General features: G+C 34.7%; 17 protein-coding genes. 5 read left to right on the top strand and 12 right to left on the bottom strand.

The window, feature by feature from the left end; genetic code table 11:
* Positions 1-145: 145 nt before the first annotated feature.
* The 10 genes from resC to ACU8YW_RS07430 form a co-directional block, all read right to left on the bottom strand.
* Entirely contained in the window at positions 146-1,303 is a 1,158-nt protein-coding gene (gene resC / locus ACU8YW_RS07475) for a cytochrome c biogenesis protein ResC (RefSeq protein ID WP_087985530.1), read from the bottom strand.
* 14 nt (positions 1,304-1,317) lie between these two features.
* The gene (gene resB, locus ACU8YW_RS07470) at positions 1,318-2,943 is read right to left on the bottom strand and encodes a cytochrome c biogenesis protein ResB (RefSeq protein WP_000910540.1); all 1,626 of its coding nucleotides are present in this window, start codon (positions 2,941-2,943) and stop codon (positions 1,318-1,320) included.
* A gap of 121 nt (positions 2,944-3,064) precedes the next feature.
* Positions 3,065-3,586 carry a thiol-disulfide oxidoreductase ResA gene (gene resA / locus ACU8YW_RS07465; RefSeq protein WP_000742211.1) on the bottom strand — a complete coding sequence of 174 codons (522 nt, stop codon included), beginning with the start codon at positions 3,584-3,586 and terminating at the stop codon, positions 3,065-3,067.
* A gap of 94 nt (positions 3,587-3,680) precedes the next feature.
* Positions 3,681-4,409 (bottom strand): 23S rRNA pseudouridine(2605) synthase RluB, encoded by a 729-nt coding sequence (gene rluB / locus ACU8YW_RS07460; protein ID WP_000440552.1) that lies wholly within the window; start codon positions 4,407-4,409, stop codon positions 3,681-3,683.
* A gap of 292 nt (positions 4,410-4,701) precedes the next feature.
* Positions 4,702-5,232, bottom strand: coding sequence for a spore maturation protein SpmB (gene spmB, locus ACU8YW_RS07455; RefSeq protein ID WP_000029511.1), 531 nt, complete (start codon positions 5,230-5,232; stop codon positions 4,702-4,704).
* Positions 5,229-5,825: a spore maturation protein SpmA gene (gene spmA / locus ACU8YW_RS07450; RefSeq protein WP_000247806.1), complete on the bottom strand. Its 597-nt coding sequence runs from the start codon at positions 5,823-5,825 to the stop codon at positions 5,229-5,231. Before spmA ends, spmB begins: the two co-directional genes overlap by 4 nt.
* Positions 5,818-6,942, bottom strand: coding sequence for a D-alanyl-D-alanine carboxypeptidase DacB (gene dacB, locus ACU8YW_RS07445; RefSeq protein WP_001252621.1), 1,125 nt, complete (start codon positions 6,940-6,942; stop codon positions 5,818-5,820). Before dacB ends, spmA begins: the two co-directional genes overlap by 8 nt.
* Positions 6,943-7,053: 111 nt before the next feature.
* Entirely contained in the window at positions 7,054-7,968 is a 915-nt protein-coding gene (locus ACU8YW_RS07440) for a superoxide dismutase (protein ID WP_000082674.1), read from the bottom strand.
* 105 nt (positions 7,969-8,073) lie between these two features.
* On the bottom strand, positions 8,074-8,565 hold the full coding sequence (locus tag ACU8YW_RS07435) for a YpuI family protein (RefSeq protein WP_000067570.1): 492 nt from the start codon (positions 8,563-8,565) through the stop codon (positions 8,074-8,076).
* Between the two features lie 22 nt (positions 8,566-8,587).
* Positions 8,588-8,977 (bottom strand): hypothetical protein, encoded by a 390-nt coding sequence (locus ACU8YW_RS07430; RefSeq protein ID WP_000583791.1) that lies wholly within the window; start codon positions 8,975-8,977, stop codon positions 8,588-8,590.
* Between the two features lie 186 nt (positions 8,978-9,163).
* On the opposite strand from ACU8YW_RS07430, the gene mprF reads away from it, so the two are divergent.
* Positions 9,164-11,749: a bifunctional lysylphosphatidylglycerol flippase/synthetase MprF gene (gene mprF, locus ACU8YW_RS07425; RefSeq protein ID WP_048541887.1), complete on the top strand. Its 2,586-nt coding sequence runs from the start codon at positions 9,164-9,166 to the stop codon at positions 11,747-11,749.
* A 4-nt stretch (positions 11,750-11,753) separates the two neighbouring features.
* Here the strand turns inward: mprF and ACU8YW_RS07420 are convergent, their stop codons facing one another.
* Entirely contained in the window at positions 11,754-12,542 is a 789-nt protein-coding gene (locus ACU8YW_RS07420) for a DUF8832 domain-containing protein (RefSeq protein WP_141499058.1), read from the bottom strand.
* 175 nt (positions 12,543-12,717) lie between these two features.
* On the opposite strand from ACU8YW_RS07420, the gene deoD reads away from it, so the two are divergent.
* The 4 genes from deoD to ACU8YW_RS07400 all read left to right on the top strand — a co-directional run bounded on the left by deoD (position 12,718) and on the right by ACU8YW_RS07400 (position 16,345).
* Entirely contained in the window at positions 12,718-13,425 is a 708-nt protein-coding gene (gene deoD, locus ACU8YW_RS07415) for a purine-nucleoside phosphorylase (protein WP_000110707.1), read from the top strand.
* Between the two features lie 156 nt (positions 13,426-13,581).
* A complete protein-coding gene (locus ACU8YW_RS07410) occupies positions 13,582-15,393 on the top strand; it encodes a sensor histidine kinase (protein WP_088062683.1) in 1,812 nt (603 codons plus the stop codon).
* Positions 15,394-15,500: 107 nt separating this feature from the next.
* On the top strand, positions 15,501-16,031 hold the full coding sequence (locus ACU8YW_RS07405; RefSeq protein WP_000806231.1) for a tyrosine-type recombinase/integrase: 531 nt from the start codon (positions 15,501-15,503) through the stop codon (positions 16,029-16,031).
* Between the two features lie 119 nt (positions 16,032-16,150).
* Positions 16,151-16,345 (top strand): DUF3924 domain-containing protein, encoded by a 195-nt coding sequence (locus tag ACU8YW_RS07400; RefSeq protein ID WP_001094861.1) that lies wholly within the window; start codon positions 16,151-16,153, stop codon positions 16,343-16,345.
* A 298-nt stretch (positions 16,346-16,643) separates the two neighbouring features.
* Here ACU8YW_RS07400 and ACU8YW_RS07395 read toward each other — a convergent pair whose 3' ends face one another.
* On the bottom strand, positions 16,644-17,489 hold the full coding sequence (locus ACU8YW_RS07395) for a DUF72 domain-containing protein (RefSeq protein ID WP_000897337.1): 846 nt from the start codon (positions 17,487-17,489) through the stop codon (positions 16,644-16,646).
* Between the last annotated feature and the right edge of the window lie 155 nt (positions 17,490-17,644).

Below are 17,644 nucleotides of genomic sequence, written 5' to 3'. Positions count from 1 at the left end.
CTATGTATTTTTTTTGAACAGGATATAATGTCCTCGACATCATTTTACAAAATCAACCGCTACTTTGTCATGTTTTTCTCAAAAAAGAAGAAAAGTTGACAAAAATAAAATAGGAAAGTGACATTCACTCTCCTATTTTATTTCTCTATGCGTATGAATGTAAACCCGCGATAATTAAGTTTACTACAATAAAGTTAAACATAATGATTGCAAAACCAATTACCGCTAACCACGCTGACTTCTCTCCGTGCCACCCTTTTGATAAGCGTAAATGTAATACCGCCGCATAAAAGAGCCAAGTAATAAGCGCCCAAACCTCTTTTGGATCCCAACCCCAAAAACGTGTCCACGCTATTTGAGCCCAAATCATGGCAAAAATTAATGCACCTAATGTGAAAACCGGGAATCCAATTGCAATAGAACGATATCCGATTTCATCCAGTAAATCACTATTTGTATTCTTTACTAACGGCTGAAGTGCTGCCGATACTCGTTTGCGTAAAACAAGTCTTAATACAATATAAAGTAATGTCCCAACTAACACTGACCAAATAACAGTATTTAATTTTTTCGCATTTACAATCGCTGGAACTTCAACTGTCGGTTCTAATTTATTTTCTGTCAATAACTTTCCTTCGTGCGGTCCTACTAAAGCTGGAAGATTGTACTTCATTTCCACTTGTTGTTCATTTTTATCAACCCATTGAAACTTCGCTTCATATTTCATACTAGAAAATAACGTTGTCACTCCAATAAAACCAACTGTACAAACAAGTGTGAACACTACCGTTTCTAACCAAAATGTACGTTTGCTTCTCGTTGATTGGTCTACATTTTTCAATAAATACATAACGCCCGTAATAAAACTAATTGCTAAAATTGCTTGTCCTGCTGCTGCAGTCGTCACGTGAATATGCAACCAATTACTTTTTAAAGAAGGAATAAGCGGAGATATTTCCCTCGGAAACATACTTGCATAGGCAATTAATAAAAGTGCAACTGGTAATGCAAAAAGTCCGATTATACTTACGCGATACATAAAATACATGACAATAAATGCTCCGACAAGCATCATGCCGAAAAATGTACCGAATTCAAAAAAGTTACTAACTGGTGCATGTCCTGATGCAATCCATCTTGTAACAAAATATACTGTTTGTGCAATAAACCCTAAAATTGTAATCGTTATTCCTATATTTGCCCATTTATGACCTTTTTCTTTAATTGCTCCCCCGAAAAATAGAGTTGCAATTAAATATAAAATAAATGCGGTAAAGAGAAAGTTACTACTTATTTGCACCATATCGTTTCCCCACCTTAACTAATTTTTTTATCCACTACTTTATCGCTTGGCTGCGGAATTGCCGTACCTTCTAGTACTCTTTCAATATCTTTCTTTAAACCGAACCAATTTTTATTCGTGTGTCCTGCAATCCACCATTCATCATTAACGCGTTGTATCCAAATACGACGATGATTCCAATACATCCCTTGAATGACACCAACCATAAATATAAATCCTCCAATACCGAGAATCCAAAGCGTTAAATCTTTCCTTACAGTAAGTGCTGTTGCATTTTGCATTTCCACACCTGCAAACGACATTTTATATTTATTATTTCCATCAGGTTCTATATTTTGCTGAATACCAACAAAACTCACTTCACCATCTGGTGTTTCAGGCGTAAACATTTTAAACACAAATGCAGGGTTGTTTGGTAATTTCGTTTTCGTATTTGGTCTTCCACTCTCATCAAAATAAAAGTCAGGGAAATAGCTTAATAGTTCTAAAGAATAACCATTTCCTAAATCATATTTTTCTGTAGGGTTCGTTAAATCAACTTTGATCGGTCCCCACTTTTGATTATTTTCTTTGTTTTGCAAATGGAATGACATGCTTTTAAATTCACTTTCTTTGTAATCCACTTGATATATAGCAAATTGATCAAATTTCAGCGGTTCATTCACTCGAATTTCCGCTTCTTTTACTTTTTCTAATTTCGGTTTTTGTCCTGCTATATTTTCGCCGACCGCTTTATATAATACAGCATTCGTTTGGAAGTTTTTCGCAATCATTTTATCGCCTACACGATCAATCGCTTCATCAAAAACTTCCTTGTCCTTACTTTTATCATAAACTTCCTTAATAAATTTCTCGTTTTTTAAATAGTATTGACCATCCGTTCCTGGTATTTCTTTCGTTTCACCGTCACGTAACCAAAGGGCTTCGTCTACGTACATACTCGGTAAAAAACGGAGCATTGCACCGAATAAAAAGATAATGAGACCAATATGATTCACATATGGACCCCAGCGTGAAAACCGTCCCTTTTCCGCCAAAATATTTCCGTCTTCCACTTTCACGTTATAGTTTCTTTTCTTTAAATTCTTTTGCACTCTTTCAAGATCACCATCTTGCGGTGTACCAGTACCGTATAATCTTTGTCTCTTTAAAAAGCTAGGGTGTCTTTTCACCCCTTGCTTCTTTAAAGCTTTATAAAGTGGAATGACACGGTCTAAGCTACATATCACAAGTGAAATACCAATTGAAGCAATTAAAATCATATACCACCATGAACCGTATAAATTATTAAATCCTAATTGATAGTATAATTGCCCTAAAAATCCGTATTCTTGCTTATAATATTCAGCTGGTGCAATTCCTGGAGTTATGTACATTTCTTGTGGAAAAATAGTTCCTATCGCTGATGCAGCTAAAGTGATTACAATGAGCCATACACCCACTTTTACAGAAGAGAAAAAGCTCCAAATTTTATCGACTATCGTTTTTGTTTGCGTGAGAGATCTCCGAGCACTCCCCTCATAGCGCATATCCAATAGTTTTATATTTTCATTGCTTTCAAATGGTTTCCCACATGCTTCACAAAAAACAGTTCCTATCGGATTAACGTGTCCACATTCACACTTAATTTCTTTCAACACTCTCACCGCCCCTATATCTATATGTACTATTGTATATTCTACCCTCAAGTTACCGCAATACTCAGAATTTTTAAATCAAAGACGCTATAGGTAAGCGCCTCGTATGTAAAGGCTTTCTTTATTACGGAGTAATTTTCTTTAAATACTCTTCCAATTGTTCTATCGTTTGTTCACCTTTAATCTCTTGAATCACCTTACCATCCTTATCAATCAAGAAGCTTGTTGGTAACGGTATTACTCCATACGTTTTTATAATTTCTCCACCTTTATCAATTGCGACTGGGAACTTAAGATCGTATTGTTTCACAAAATTCTTAACAGCAATATCCGTTTCATCTGCATCTAACGCAATAATTTCAACGCCTTTTTCTTTATACTTTGGATATAATTCGTTCATATAAGGCATTTCTTTTTCACACGGTTTACACCAAGTGCCCCAAAAGTTTAAAAATACACCTTTTCCCTTTAAATCTTTTAATTCAATTTTCTTTCCTTCTAAATCTGTTACAACAAAATTAGGTGCTTCTTTTCCGATTTGCATTTTCTCTTCTTTAGTGAAATATCCTTGATAAAGTGTAAATCCTACAGCACCGCATAAAATGAGTAGAATCATAACGCGAAATAATAAGCGATTTTTTTTCATATTGTCTCCCCTCTCTTCGACGAGTGATAAATATATGTATTTTTTAATAAATCACCAGCGGAGCATTCCACTGGTGAAAGTTTCACACTATCGATTAGCGCGGCTTTGTAGAAGCCAATGCACGTAATTGTTTCACCTCATGTGGTGACAATTCTCTCGCATCACCAGGTCGCAAGCTACCCACTTCTAAAAAGGCGTAGCGTTCACGCTTTAGTTTCACTACTTTACAATCTAACGCTTCAAACATGCGGCGTACTTGACGATTACGTCCTTCATGAATCGTTAATTGTACAATCGCAGTCTCTTTACGCTTGTCCCAAGAAATAATTTTCACTTGTGCTGGTGCTGTTTTCCCATCTTCTAATGCAACACCTCGTTCTAACATGCGAATTTTCTCACCTGTTAATGGCCCTTTAATTTTTGCAACATACGTTTTTTCAACTTTATATCTCGGATGCATTAATACATTTGCAAATTCCCCATCATTTGTCATCAATAATACGCCAGACGTATCATAATCTAAGCGTCCGATTGGGAATAAACGTTGTCTAATTTCAGGGAAAAAGTCTGTTACAACACTTCTTCCTTTATCATCTGATACACTTGAAATTACGCCAGTTGGTTTATATAGTAAAAAATAAACAGGTTCTTCTTTTTCAAGAGGGATGTTATTTACTTCTACTTTATCTTGAGGAGTTACTTTCGTTCCTAACTCCTTCACTATTTTTCCATTCACTTTTACTTTTCCTTGCTGAATTAATTCCTCAGCCTTTCTTCTCGATGCAATACCTGCTTGCGCAATCACTTTTTGTAATCGTTCCATTTCTTTTTTTCACCTCGAATTTATCTTACCTTACATTAGAAAGACTTGGCAACCGCATACGCTTGACGGCCATTCGCTTCATCTTACTTAAACAACATAGCGATGATAATAAACATATAAAGGGCAAATCATGTTTTTACCTTTTATTATTGTCCATATTCTTCATATTGCTCACAATAAAAGTTCATCATTTTGTCAAAAATACCACATAAAAAAACCACTATTAAGCAACACCTTAATAGTGGTCGTATACGTATTATAAGCGAAATAGCATAAAAAATGAATAGCCGCCTTACTTAAACATTAAAGAAACAAACACAATTGAACAAATAATCCCGATTAAATCGGCAAAAAGTCCTACTTTTAATGCATCTCCCATTTTTCTAATTCCAACAGCTCCGAAGTATACTGTTAAAATATAAAAAGTCGTATCTGTACTCCCTTGCATCGTAGAAGCCAATCTTCCAATAAACGAGTCTGGCCCATATGTGGCAATTAAATCGGTCGTAATACTTAAACCAGCAGAGCCTGAAATAGGGCGTATAAGTGCTAGTGGAACAATTTCTGCTGGGACATGAATTAAATCTAACATCGGCTTCATTACTGATATCATTGCATCTAACGCTCCAGACGCCCGAAAAATCGAAATAGATACAAGCATTCCAACCATAAACGGTAAAATAGAGATCGCAATTTGAATCCCTTCTTTTCCCCCCTCAACGAACGATTCATACGTCGGCACTTTCTTTATTGTGCCATATAAAAGGATAAAACCGATTACACAAGGGATTACCCATAATGATATCGTATTGACAATACTCATTTTTTCCGCCCCTTCCTACTCCTTCTTCGGTAAAAATAGCGGTCAATCCAAATCGCTCCGATCATAGAGAGTACTTGTGCAATGAATGTTACCCCAACAATTTCAGTAGGATTCGCTGATTCATACGTCATTCGAATCGAAATGACAGTAGTAGGAATTAAAGTAATCGCTGATGTATTTAATGCGAGAAACGTCACCATAGAACGGCTCGCCGAATCCTTCCCTCCATTTAACTCTTTCAATTGTTCCATCGCTTTAATACCAAGAGGGGTTGCTGCATTACCTAACCCAAAAAAGTTCGCCATCATATTCGATAAAATAAATCCCATTGACGGATGATCTTTCGGTATTTCTGGAAACAACCTTTTTACTATCGGCATAAAAAGTGACACTAACTTTTTTAACAACCCTGCTTCCTCTGCAATTTTCATTAAACCGAGCCAAAATACTAATACACTAATAAGTCCTATACAAATTGTTACTGCATCTTTTGCTCCGTCAAATACGGCTTTATTTATTGCTTCCATCGTTCCATTTATCATGGCATATACAATCCCTATGACTGCCATCGCTACCCATACGAGATTAACCATCGCTCCCAACACCTATCATATGAGAAAAAATTTCTTTCACATTATTCCAATACATTCCCGTTGTAGCTACTAACTTTCGTTTACTATAAAATAAATTCCGTTCTCCAACTTTCTCATTGCCAACATAAATTTCCGTCTTCCCAACCTTTACTCCATCTTTAAGTTTTGCACTTTTATCAAGTTCAACTTTTAATACGACATTCTTTCTTTCCTGCTCAGTTAATGGCACTGCAAAACTATTTTTTGTATATACATGATTGGCATATTTCTTTTCAGTTATTTCAGCAAGAGCTCCTTGTCCTACAACGTTCGTTTGCTTGAAACGTTCAAAACCTTTATCAAATAAATTCATATGATCATCCCAATCACTAGAAGCGCTCAAAGTTACGACAATTAGATCTAGTCCATCTTTTGATGCTGTTGTAACAAGTGTCCGTCCTGCTTTCTTCGTAAAACCTGTTTTTCCTCCTGTCGCAAATTCATAATAAGATGTCACGAGTTTATGTTTGTTTTTCCACGGATAATCCCACGAATCTGATTTATACGTTTTTGTCCCAAAAATCTTCTTAAAGGTTTCGTTCCCCATTGCATACTTTGTTAAAAGTGCCATATCATAGGCTGATGAATAATGGGATCCATCTCCATCCAAACCATGTGGGTTTGAAAAGTGAGTATCTTTCATTCCAATTTGTTTCGCCTTTTCATTCATTAAATATACGAACCCTTCTATACTTCCTCCTACATTTTCAGCAATTACTTGTGCTGCATCATTACCAGATCTAAGCATGAGTCCGTATACTAAATCCTCTAACTTCACTTTCTGTCCAGGCTTTAAATAAATTGCTGATCCTTCTACTCTCACCGCTTCATTACTAACCGATACCATTTCTTTCATTTTTCCTGATTCAGCAGCTAACAAGGCTGTCATAATTTTTGTTATACTAGCAATTTTTTGTGGCTCATGTTCTGCTTTTCCGTATAATACACGACCGGACTGTTGCTCCATTAATACAGCATTTCGAGCACTGACATTACTGTTCATCTTTGCATATGTAGGAATTGGTATAACGCTTGCGTACATAATAAGAAGCGTGATTATTACACAAATTCGTCTCATATTTCCCCCCACGTCCTTTTGGCACTTTTTGTACAAGTGTATGCTTGGCCTTTTAAAATATGAACGAAATCTCTTTCTCCTTCTAATAAAAAAGACGCAGAGAACCTGCGTCTAATACGGTGTCCATTCAATTTGTTTCGCACTTTCAAATCTTTTTTCTACATCAGGCCAATTTACAACATTCCACCAGTTTTTAATATATTCATCTTTTCGATTTTGGTATTGTAAATAATACGCATGTTCCCACACGTCTAGCACGAGGAGCGGTATCGTATCCCATTGTGTAAATAATTGATGAAGTGTACTCTGCAAAATTTCTAATCTTCCAGATCGTGGTACCCAAACGAGAAGCGCCCAGCCTGATCCTTCCACTTTAGAAGCTGCTTCTGTGAAATGTTTTTGAAAACGTAAAAAACTCCCAAAATCTTGTTCAATCTGTTGTGAAAGAGCCCCTCTTGGACTTCCGCCACCATCTTTTTTCATGTTATTCCAAAATATCGTGTGTAAGTAATGACCTGATCCATGAAAAGCCGCTTCTCTTTCCCAATGCTTAATTAAATCAAATTGATTTGTTTTTCTCGCTTCTTCCATCATTTTCTCTGCCTTATTTAACCCTTCCACGTAACTGCGATGATGTTTATCATGGTGTAACATCATAATTTCTCTAGAAATATACGGTTCTAACGCATTATACGGATAAGGTAATGGTGGAAGTGTATGCCCTCCAATCGGAACAGCTCGTTCACTATCCCCTCTTTCATATAGTTCATATTCCTCTTCTCCTTGCACGAATACTTCCTGCAAATGATGCTGAATATGTTCTACATCATCACTTATTTCATACATAAACTCTGCATCTGTATCATACTCATGCTCTTTCATACGATCTAATAACGTTTGAATTTTATAAGCAAGCATATGGACATCATACACTTCCATTGCACGGCTATCTAATACGTGAAGAACACTTTCACACCAGCTTTCTACTTCATGAAAGTAATCTGTAAATACACCTTGCTGACTCATGTTACACCTCCTTAATGCTATCCCCATAAATATATTCAAAGGAAATCCCTTATATAACTTTACAAAAGGAAAAGAAGCTAAGTCCCCTTAGCTTCTTTTTCGCAATTAATATTTGTGTAACATCTTTGTTTGGTAATCCGTCTCATAATATTCTAGTTCTTCACGCATCAATTGAAATTTTCCTTCTAAACTCTTCATCACTTGCTCTATAGATGCTGGTGGCGTTTGTTGAAAAACGATGGAGTTTTTCCCTGTATAGGCAGACCGACTATTTTCATACCAATGATCACTCTTTGGTGAGAAAAACTCTGCAATTACTTGATGATAAATTTTATATAAAATTTTCTCAGCTGCTGTTTTTCGAAATGGCTGGCTATTTAACAAAACAAAACATGCATCATGTCCTTCTTCACAAAAAACGAGAAGACGTCTTATTGATGCTAATAACCCTTTATAATATTGCTCGTTCCCTGCTGGTTTTTCTTCTAATAAAGAAGGCAACGTATGATAATTTACATAATTGGTTATCAAAGTAATAACATCTTCTAAAAACATAGAAACTTGTTCTGTTTGATTTTCAACCATTAGATTAGACATTTTTTCCCTCTCCTTTGCCATTTCACGCTATTTCTACTCTTTTATTTTTATGTAATTCAGCTAATATTTCTTGTACTTTCACCACTGTTTCCTCATCAAAATATTGTTGGAATGCTTCTATATTATTTAAATATAAACGTTTTTGCATGCGATGCTCATTCTCTTTCAGTAAACAACATATCGCTACAATATCCCGTAAATATATGTCTTGTTCTTCTACTTTACATACTGGATTTCCTTCAAAAGGAGTAATTTCTTGTAAAACTTCTTCAAAATATCGAACGTATAAAACGGAAAAAGTTCTCTCTTTATTATTTAATATATATGTCACTTCAGATCTATTAAAGAAATCTTCTGATGTATTAGGTTTCGCTTTCTCTAACTCATATCCCGCATAACCTATTATAATCATCTACTTCCCCTCTCTTCCTTCTTTCAATTCATTTTAACTTAATTTTCTGACAAACGAAATACTCTTTTAAATATGACCCATATAAAAAATAGCTTCTCTATACAGGAATTTACCTTTTTATTTTTCTTGAAGTTTGTCATAATAATATTATTGTCTCAGTTTTCTTATACAAGGAGAGTTGTATTTATGTCGTTTTCATGGAAACGTTTCTTACAAATCGGGAAAATTATCTTCCCATTTGTTGTATTAACAATTGTATTCTTTCAAGCAAAAAAAGAATTAGCAGGCATTTCTTTTTTAGAAGCAATCAATACAATTAAAAACATTCCAACCGGAGGAGTCTTTTTAGCAATTACACTTGGTGCATTTGCCGTATCAACAATGTTCTTTTATGACTATGTTATGCTTCGTTATTTAAAAGCTGATATACCAGTCCAAAAGATTTTTCGTATCTCATGGATTGCTAATACTTTAAATGGATTTATTGGGTTTGGTGGTCTCGTTGGAGCTGGTGTACGCACAATGCTTTATCGTCCATACATAAAAGAAAATGGCAAACTTATTAAAAGTATCGCCTGGATGACAACTGCTTTTATTAACGGACTCGCAATTCTTTCTTTCCTCGGTCTTATTGGAATATTAGACACAAGTTTTATTTTGCATGAAAAACCGTGGCTATGGCCTGTTCTTATTTTCTTCGCCCTTTTCGTCCCTATATACATTGGCTTTTCTAAACTAAAAAATAGAAAACCAAAGCAAACCGAAGGGCAAGAAGAAGGGGAAGAAGAAAAAAATCCAACTGTTTTATACTCATTAGTTTCATTAGTTGAGTGGGTATCTGCCGGTATTGTTATGTACGTCATACTAATATTATTTGGTATCGATATCGAATTTCAAAAGTTTTTAGGTGTGTATGTAATTGCTGCTTTAGCTGGTGTTGTTAGTCTCGTTCCTGGTGGACTTGGTTCATTTGATCTTGTCTTTTTAACTGGGCTCGGACAATACGGCATTGATACAGGCGTATTACTACCTGCTATGTTATTATATCGCCTCGTCTATTACATTTTACCTTTCTGCCTTGGTCTTATTTTTGCAGCTTTTGAAATGACAGGCGTGGCCATTAAAAAGTTTGAAGATAAACCTTTTATTGCGCCTGCATTAGAAACAACTGGTGTTATATGGACTTTGCAGCGTGATTTTCTAGGAAAACTAGGTTCATGGGCCTCTGCTGCTTTAACAGTATTTGCTGGATTAATGGTTATTTTATCGACCATTCTACCGACAAGTATAAACAGGGCACATGCCTTACATATTCTAGCTCCAAAACATCTTATTCAATTTTCTTTTAGCTTATCACTAACATTTGGTATTCTCCTCCTGATCCTTTCGCGAGGGATATATTATGGAACAAAGCGTTCTTACTATATGACGATTATTTCTTTAATCGGGGCAGCCATCTTTAATACGCTAAAAGGGATTGATATTGAAGAGACGTTTATTTTATTAATCGTACTCGCTGTATTATATATGCTTCGTAAAAGATTTGTACGCGAGAAAATGGAAGTCTCACTTTCTGATATGGTAAAAGTTTTTATATTCTTACTCATAACTTTATATTTATATAAAAACTTAGGTATTTTATTTGCAGGTGCAAAAGAAGCTTTTAAACCTGATTTTGTCGTTCGTAATATTACACAAGTGAAACGAAGTGCATTAGCAGCTGCCTTTTTCGTTCCTACATTTTTACTGATTGGCTCACTCATTGCCAATCGTTATCGAAATGAATTTCCCGGGCAACCAGCTAATGATAAAAGGTTGCAAAACTTTTTAGATGAACATGATGGTAATGTACTTAGTCATTTAGGATTTTTAGGAGATAAACAATTTTTCTTCAGTAGTGATGGGAAAGCGCTCCTTCTCTTCTCTATAACTGGAAAACGTCTCGTTGTGCTAGGTGATCCAATTGGGGATCCTTCCTCCTACCGTACTGTGTTACAAGAGTTTTTAGCTGAGGCTGATCGATTTGGATACATTTGTGTATTCTACCAAATAGAAAGTAAATGGATGAGTTTATATCATGATTTTGGTTACAACTTCTTTAAACTTGGTGAAGAAGCTGTCGTTGATTTGAACACATTTACAATAACAGGAAAAAAACGAGCCGGTATGCGAGCGACTTTCAACCGTTTCGAACGAGAAGGCTATACATTCTCTATTCATCAGCCACCATTCTCAAACGAATTATTTGAAGAGTTAAGAAAAGTTTCAGATGCGTGGCTCGGCGGAAAAAAAGAGAAAGGTTTTTCACTCGGATACTTTGATCGTGAATATATTAGCCGAGCACCTATCGCTACATTATGTGATGCTGATGGAAAAATCATTGCATTTACAACCTTTATGCCCGTATATCAAGACGGATCATTGTCTGTTGATTTAATGCGCTATTATCCAGATGCACCTAGCGGCATTATGGATGCAATTTTCATCCACCTATTCCAGTGGGCAAAAGAAAATGAATACCACTCCTTTAATATTGGTATGGCACCACTTTCAAATGTAGGTTTATCGACACAATCTTTTTGGTCCGAACGAGTTGCTGCTGCCATCTTTAATAATGTTCGTTATACGTATAGCTTCAGCGGGCTACGTCATTTTAAAGAAAAATATAAACCAGCATGGAGCGGTAAATATTTAGCATTTAGAAAGAATCATTCTTTACCAATTACAATGCTCTCTGTAACAAAATTAATAGGAAAAAGAAAAAACAGCTAAACATTTAGCTGTTTTTTCTTTTTTGAACTTGTACAATAAATTCTTTTTCATATTTCTTACCATTTATATAGAAATCTCCCCATATTTTATACGTTCCTTCTATAGGAAATGTAATACGGTATTGTAATTGCTCATCTGTATCAACAGGTATTGCGTATAAAAAGTTTTCTCTCGTTTCGTCCACGATATAGAGCGCTTCCACTTCTCCTCTCTCTGAATGTAATTTCAATTTCTCACCCTTTTTCGCTTGGAATTGAAATGTTAACGTCGCTGGTTCATTCGGATGCAATGCACCAAATAATAGAGAAACTTCATACTCCCCTATTTTTTTTGTAAGCACACTATCGATTGGAAATTTTACTTTTTTCTTATTTTTCTCCTCTATTTCTCTCCCAAAATCTTTCTTCGCAAATGATTTCACAGACTTGTTTTTGTCTTCATATAAAAATATTGTATACCTTTCATCTTTCGCTATGTTGGAAGATACCTTATATGATCCATTCCCTGCAAATGTAGGTTTCATTTGTTGTACATGTTTTAATTGTCCGTCTACAATAACTGCCCGAATTTGATCATTCACACCACGAACTTCGTTATTTTTATTATTTAGTAATTGAAACAAAATATTTACTTTCTCATTTCCTTTTCCATTTGACACATCCCATTTTACTTCCTGAACATCACCTACAGTCTCTGTAGTTTCCTGATACTTTTTTATGTAAAATCCGCCTACTACAATAAATAGTAAAGCAACAAGTCCAATGACAAGATTTTTCAAAATATCACCTACCATTTTTATTGTCTCTGTTTATACAAAACTTCTTACATATATATTCTAGATTATGATTTATGAAATCCTCCTGCTTTGCACATATTACAAATAATTAAAAGATTTTAATTGAAAGGATTGATAGTGTATAATGCAAATGATATTGATTTCTATCAATACATTATAAGGAGGACTTTTCATGAGTGTACATATTGAAGCAAAACAAGGCGAAATTGCTGAATCTATTCTATTACCTGGTGATCCATTACGTGCAAAATATATCGCTGAAACATTTCTAGAGGACGTTACTTGCTATAATAACGTGCGTGGTATGTTAGGTTTCACTGGAACTTATAAAGGAAAACGCGTATCTGTTCAAGGTACAGGTATGGGTGTTCCTTCTATTTCTATTTATGTAAACGAATTAATCCAAAGCTACGGAGTTAAAAATTTAATTCGCGTTGGAACTTGCGGTGCGATTCAAAAAGACGTAAAAGTACGTGACGTTATTATTGCAATGACAGCTTGTACGGATTCTAATATGAACCGTTTAACATTCCCAGGTTTTGATTTTGCACCAGCTGCAAACTTTGACCTTTTAAAGAAAGCTTACGATGCTGGAACTGAAAAAGGCTTACACGTTCGTGTTGGTAATGTTTTAACAGCAGATGTATTTTACCGCGAAAGCATGGACATGGTTAAAAAACTTGGAGATTATGGTGTACTAGCAGTAGAAATGGAAACAACTGCTCTTTACACATTAGCAGCGAAATACGGTGTAAACGCGTTATCTGTATTAACAGTAAGCGATCACATTTTCACTGGTGAAGAAACAACATCTGAAGAGCGTCAAACTACATTTAACGAAATGATTGAAATCGCTTTAGATGCAGCAATTCAACAATAATACATTAAAGAACTCGTCATACGTCTGTCGAGTTCTTTTTATGTGACTTTTTACTAAAAACTACTTTCGGAAGAGACAGATTTTCTCCTCTACTTTTTTGTAACGTTTGTTATAATAAAGAAATCATTTACAGTATTTCTCACAAGAGGTGACGCAGTGAAAAACAGAAGTATCGTCTTTAAACTATTTTTATTAACATCAACATTATTTACAATCATATTCCTCCTTTTTTTCTTAGGACAATCTCTATTTTTAGAGAAATTTTACATTAATAAAAAAGTAAAAACAGTTCAAACTGCTTTTGAGAAGTTCGTAAATACTTACGAAGAAAGTGGTAAAACTTATGAGGAAATTCGAAAACTAAAACAAGAATTTCATGATAAAACAAATGCTGAAATGCAGTTTTTAAATACGAACGGCATTATTAAAAGTGACAATAATTTCTACATTGATGTAATTAATCCTAAAAATAATAAAGCATATTCCATTCCACTCAATAATGTTTTAACGCCAGAAGAATATAATAAATTCGAAAACTTAGGATTGAAAAAAGATGGGATGATAAACGTCGTCGGTTTTGTACAAGATTCCACCATAACACCACTAGAATTGACAACAAACTATAATCGATGGCAAAACGAAAATGTCAACTCAGATTTTCAATCCATTAATGGAAACCCTGCTAAAAATAGACTTACAAGCCGATCCAAAACTGTGACTCAAATTGAGTTTACTGGTATCGTATCTAAGTTACAGCTTCCATCCAAAGCGGATGTTCGTCTTGCAAATGATTTTGAAACATTACAAGCCGTTCAATATTTTGCAGAGATTATTAGAAATGGCACTGCTAACTCACACCAATTAAACACTTATATAATAGATGGTGGAGAGAATATAAAAAATAGTATCTTTGTAAAACCTATTGTGGAAAATGGAAAAATTACAGAGTACGCTTTTGCGATAGCATCTTTACAACCTGTTAATGAAGCGATGCTCGTTTTAAAGGATTATTATGTCTATGCCTTAATCATCGTATTTCTCGTAATTATTTTATTATCCTTCTACTACTCAAAAATCATTGTGAAACCATTAATTAAAATGAATCGCGTTACAAAAAAAATGGCCAATTTTGATTTTAGTGAAAAATTACCTGTGACAGCAGACGATGAAATTGGCGGGCTTTCCGGTAGTATTAATACGTTATCTGTAAACTTAAAAGACCGAATCGATCGATTAAATGTTGCCAATACAAAATTACAACAAGATATTGAACGTGAACGTCAATTAGAGAAAACGCGAAAAGAATTCATTTCTGGTGTATCACACGAATTAAAAACACCACTTAGTGTAATTAGAAGTTTCGCAGAAGGAATTAAAGATGGCGTTAGTAAAGATACGACGTATTACACAGATGTTATTTTAGAAGAAACAGAAAACATGAACAGACTTATTGTTGAAATGTTAGAATTAGCAAAACTAGAATCTGGTACGTACAAACTAGATATGACGACATTCTCAATCGGTGAATTAATTCAACAAGTCTATACAAAGTTATTATTTAGCATGGAGGAAAAGCATTTACAAGTGAACGTAGATGTAGACTCTTCTATATTCGTTAAAGCGAATCGTAGTCGTATTGAGCAAGTCGTTGTGAACTTACTTAGCAATGCAATTCGCTATACGCCAGATGGAGAAAAAATACACGTCTCCGTTATAGAACTGGAAGATATAGTAAAAGTCGAAATCGAAAACACAGGAAACCCTATCCCTGAAGAAAGTCTTGAAAAAATTTGGGATCGTTTCTACCGTTTAGATGCATCTCGTAGCCGTCATACTGGAGGTACCGGTCTCGGGTTATCTATTGTAAAAAACATTTTAGACCTCCACCATGCCGAGTACGGTGTATATAACACGACTAATAGTGTTGTATTCTACTTTAATTTACAAAAAATAAAAGAAGTCAAATAATTTGTCTTAATTTCACTAGGAGTTCACATGAAATTCACACTCTCCCTTTATAGTAGGAAACAAGTTAATCCTTTCCTTTACACACATAAAAGAGGAGAGTGCGTGAAATGAAACAAGCAGGACAACCTATTCAAAATGAAAAACAATTAGAAACTATCAAAAATATACTTTTACAATCTTCGAAACGTGATGGCTTATTATTCGTATTAGCTGTAAATTCTGGCTTAAAAGTAAGTGAAATCTTACAATTAAAAGTTAGTGATGTAATCGATGAACATGAAAATGTTCGCCATTCCATTTTATTTTACAATGAAAAAGTAAAGAAACATAAATGGTTTGCTGTAAATGAAGACTTGCAGCACGCGATCGAAGACTACATGAAAGAACGTAAAACTTGGAAACGTAATGAACCATTATTAAAGTCTCAAAAAGGAACGAAATCTATTACGAGACAACATGCATGGTACATTTTAAACAAAGCTGCAAAAGAAGTTGGATTAGAAGGGATTAGCTCACATACACTTCGAAAAACTTGGGGATATTGTGCATACAAATCAGGTGTTGATATCGCATTTTTACAACACTTCTTTGATCATAGTACTCCATCAAAAACTTTAAAGTATATCGGTATTGCTTAATAACTCTTATACATAAAAAAAGTTACCATTTATAAATGGTAACCTTTTTTATGTTTCACATTCTCTTTTCTTGTCTCTCCTATATTGTAGTGGTACTCTAATAGTAAGGGGGAGAAATTATGAACACATTAACAATTGAATTACCGAAAGAAACGGCTGAAAAACTTGATTTATTAAAACAAGCTTATGAAAAGAAAACAGGTGCTTCCATTTCTGAAAGTACTCTTGTTCAAACACTTATCTCAAAAGAGTTTATCCAAGCGATAACTCCTTTTGATTTACAACAATTCGTCACTGGAAAAGAACAGCATTAATTGCTGTTCTTTTTTTTTGATACTTTATTAGGAGTTTACTAGCATTCTCCCCCGAAAAACTTCTTTGCTTCAGCCAAACCTTTTATCAGGAATCTTCCTACCCGGTAATGTCTCATAAAAAGTTTTTTATTTATTTTTCGGAAAACTATTGACAATGATAATGATAACCATTATCATTTATTACGAAGCCAACAATTGATGAATCAACCAAACGCTCAGTAACATTGTTACCCCTCTTTTTCATATAGAAAGGCACTGTACATTCCCCCTGTTTGTACAGTGCCTTTCTTGTTTATTATCATTCAAACAAATTTAATTGCTCAGGCTTCGGCTCACCATATGTAATGTTCATCATTTTCATAAGCTGTTTCGCATTATCCGCTGCATCTCCGCCCGAATTATTGTTAAATAGTACATATATGTCCTTTGTCTTCTTTTTTAATTGCTCTAGTCTTTCTACCCATTCTTCTAATTCTTTATTGTTGTAGCGATATAAGCAACGAACCGCTCTCCAATTTTCCCCTTTATCAAGCCACCCATGAACATTCCTACCATGAAAACGTATTAACACCATCTCTGCATTCGTTACTTCTAATACGAGCGGTACCGAACCTATCCCGGCCTGCGGCTCATCACAAATGGTATGAATCCATTTCTCATGTTCTAGAAACTGTATCGTCTTATCTTTCATTTCGGGATAAAACCATGTTTGATTTCGAAATTCTATGGCACACGGTAAACCTTCCATTTTTTCTTTCGTATATCGAAGAAAATCCACATTTTTCTTTTTACAATCAAACCATGGTGGATATTGAAATAAAATCATTTTTAATTTATCAGCTTCTATTAAAGGCAGAATAGATTGTTTGTACACATCAAACATCTCATCAAACGTAGAAAAAGGGATTTCACCTTTCATATGTCCTGTCATTCCTTGATATGCTTTTACTATAAAAGCAAAATCTTTCGGTGTTTCCATTGCCCATTTTGTATAGTTTCGTGCAGGTTGCATCGCATAAAATGAACTATCCACTTCCACTATAGGAAAATACTCACTATATGTTCGTAATTTATTTCTATTTTCATAGGGATCTATATATAAAGAATCATGATCTCCCCACCCTGTCACTCCAATGAAAAGCAAATATATCCCTCCCTTTTTAACTTCACCTTCTATTCATTCTACTCACTTCCCGAACACTTCAGCTAATCAATTTTATTAAGTAGCCCCTTCTTTAAGAGTATCCGTATAAAAATATGATATACTAGATGGAAGAATTTTTAAATTGAGGGGTTATT

This window comes from Bacillus pretiosus (assembly GCF_052947655.1).
This window is presented reverse-complemented; position numbering and strand designations above follow the sequence as displayed.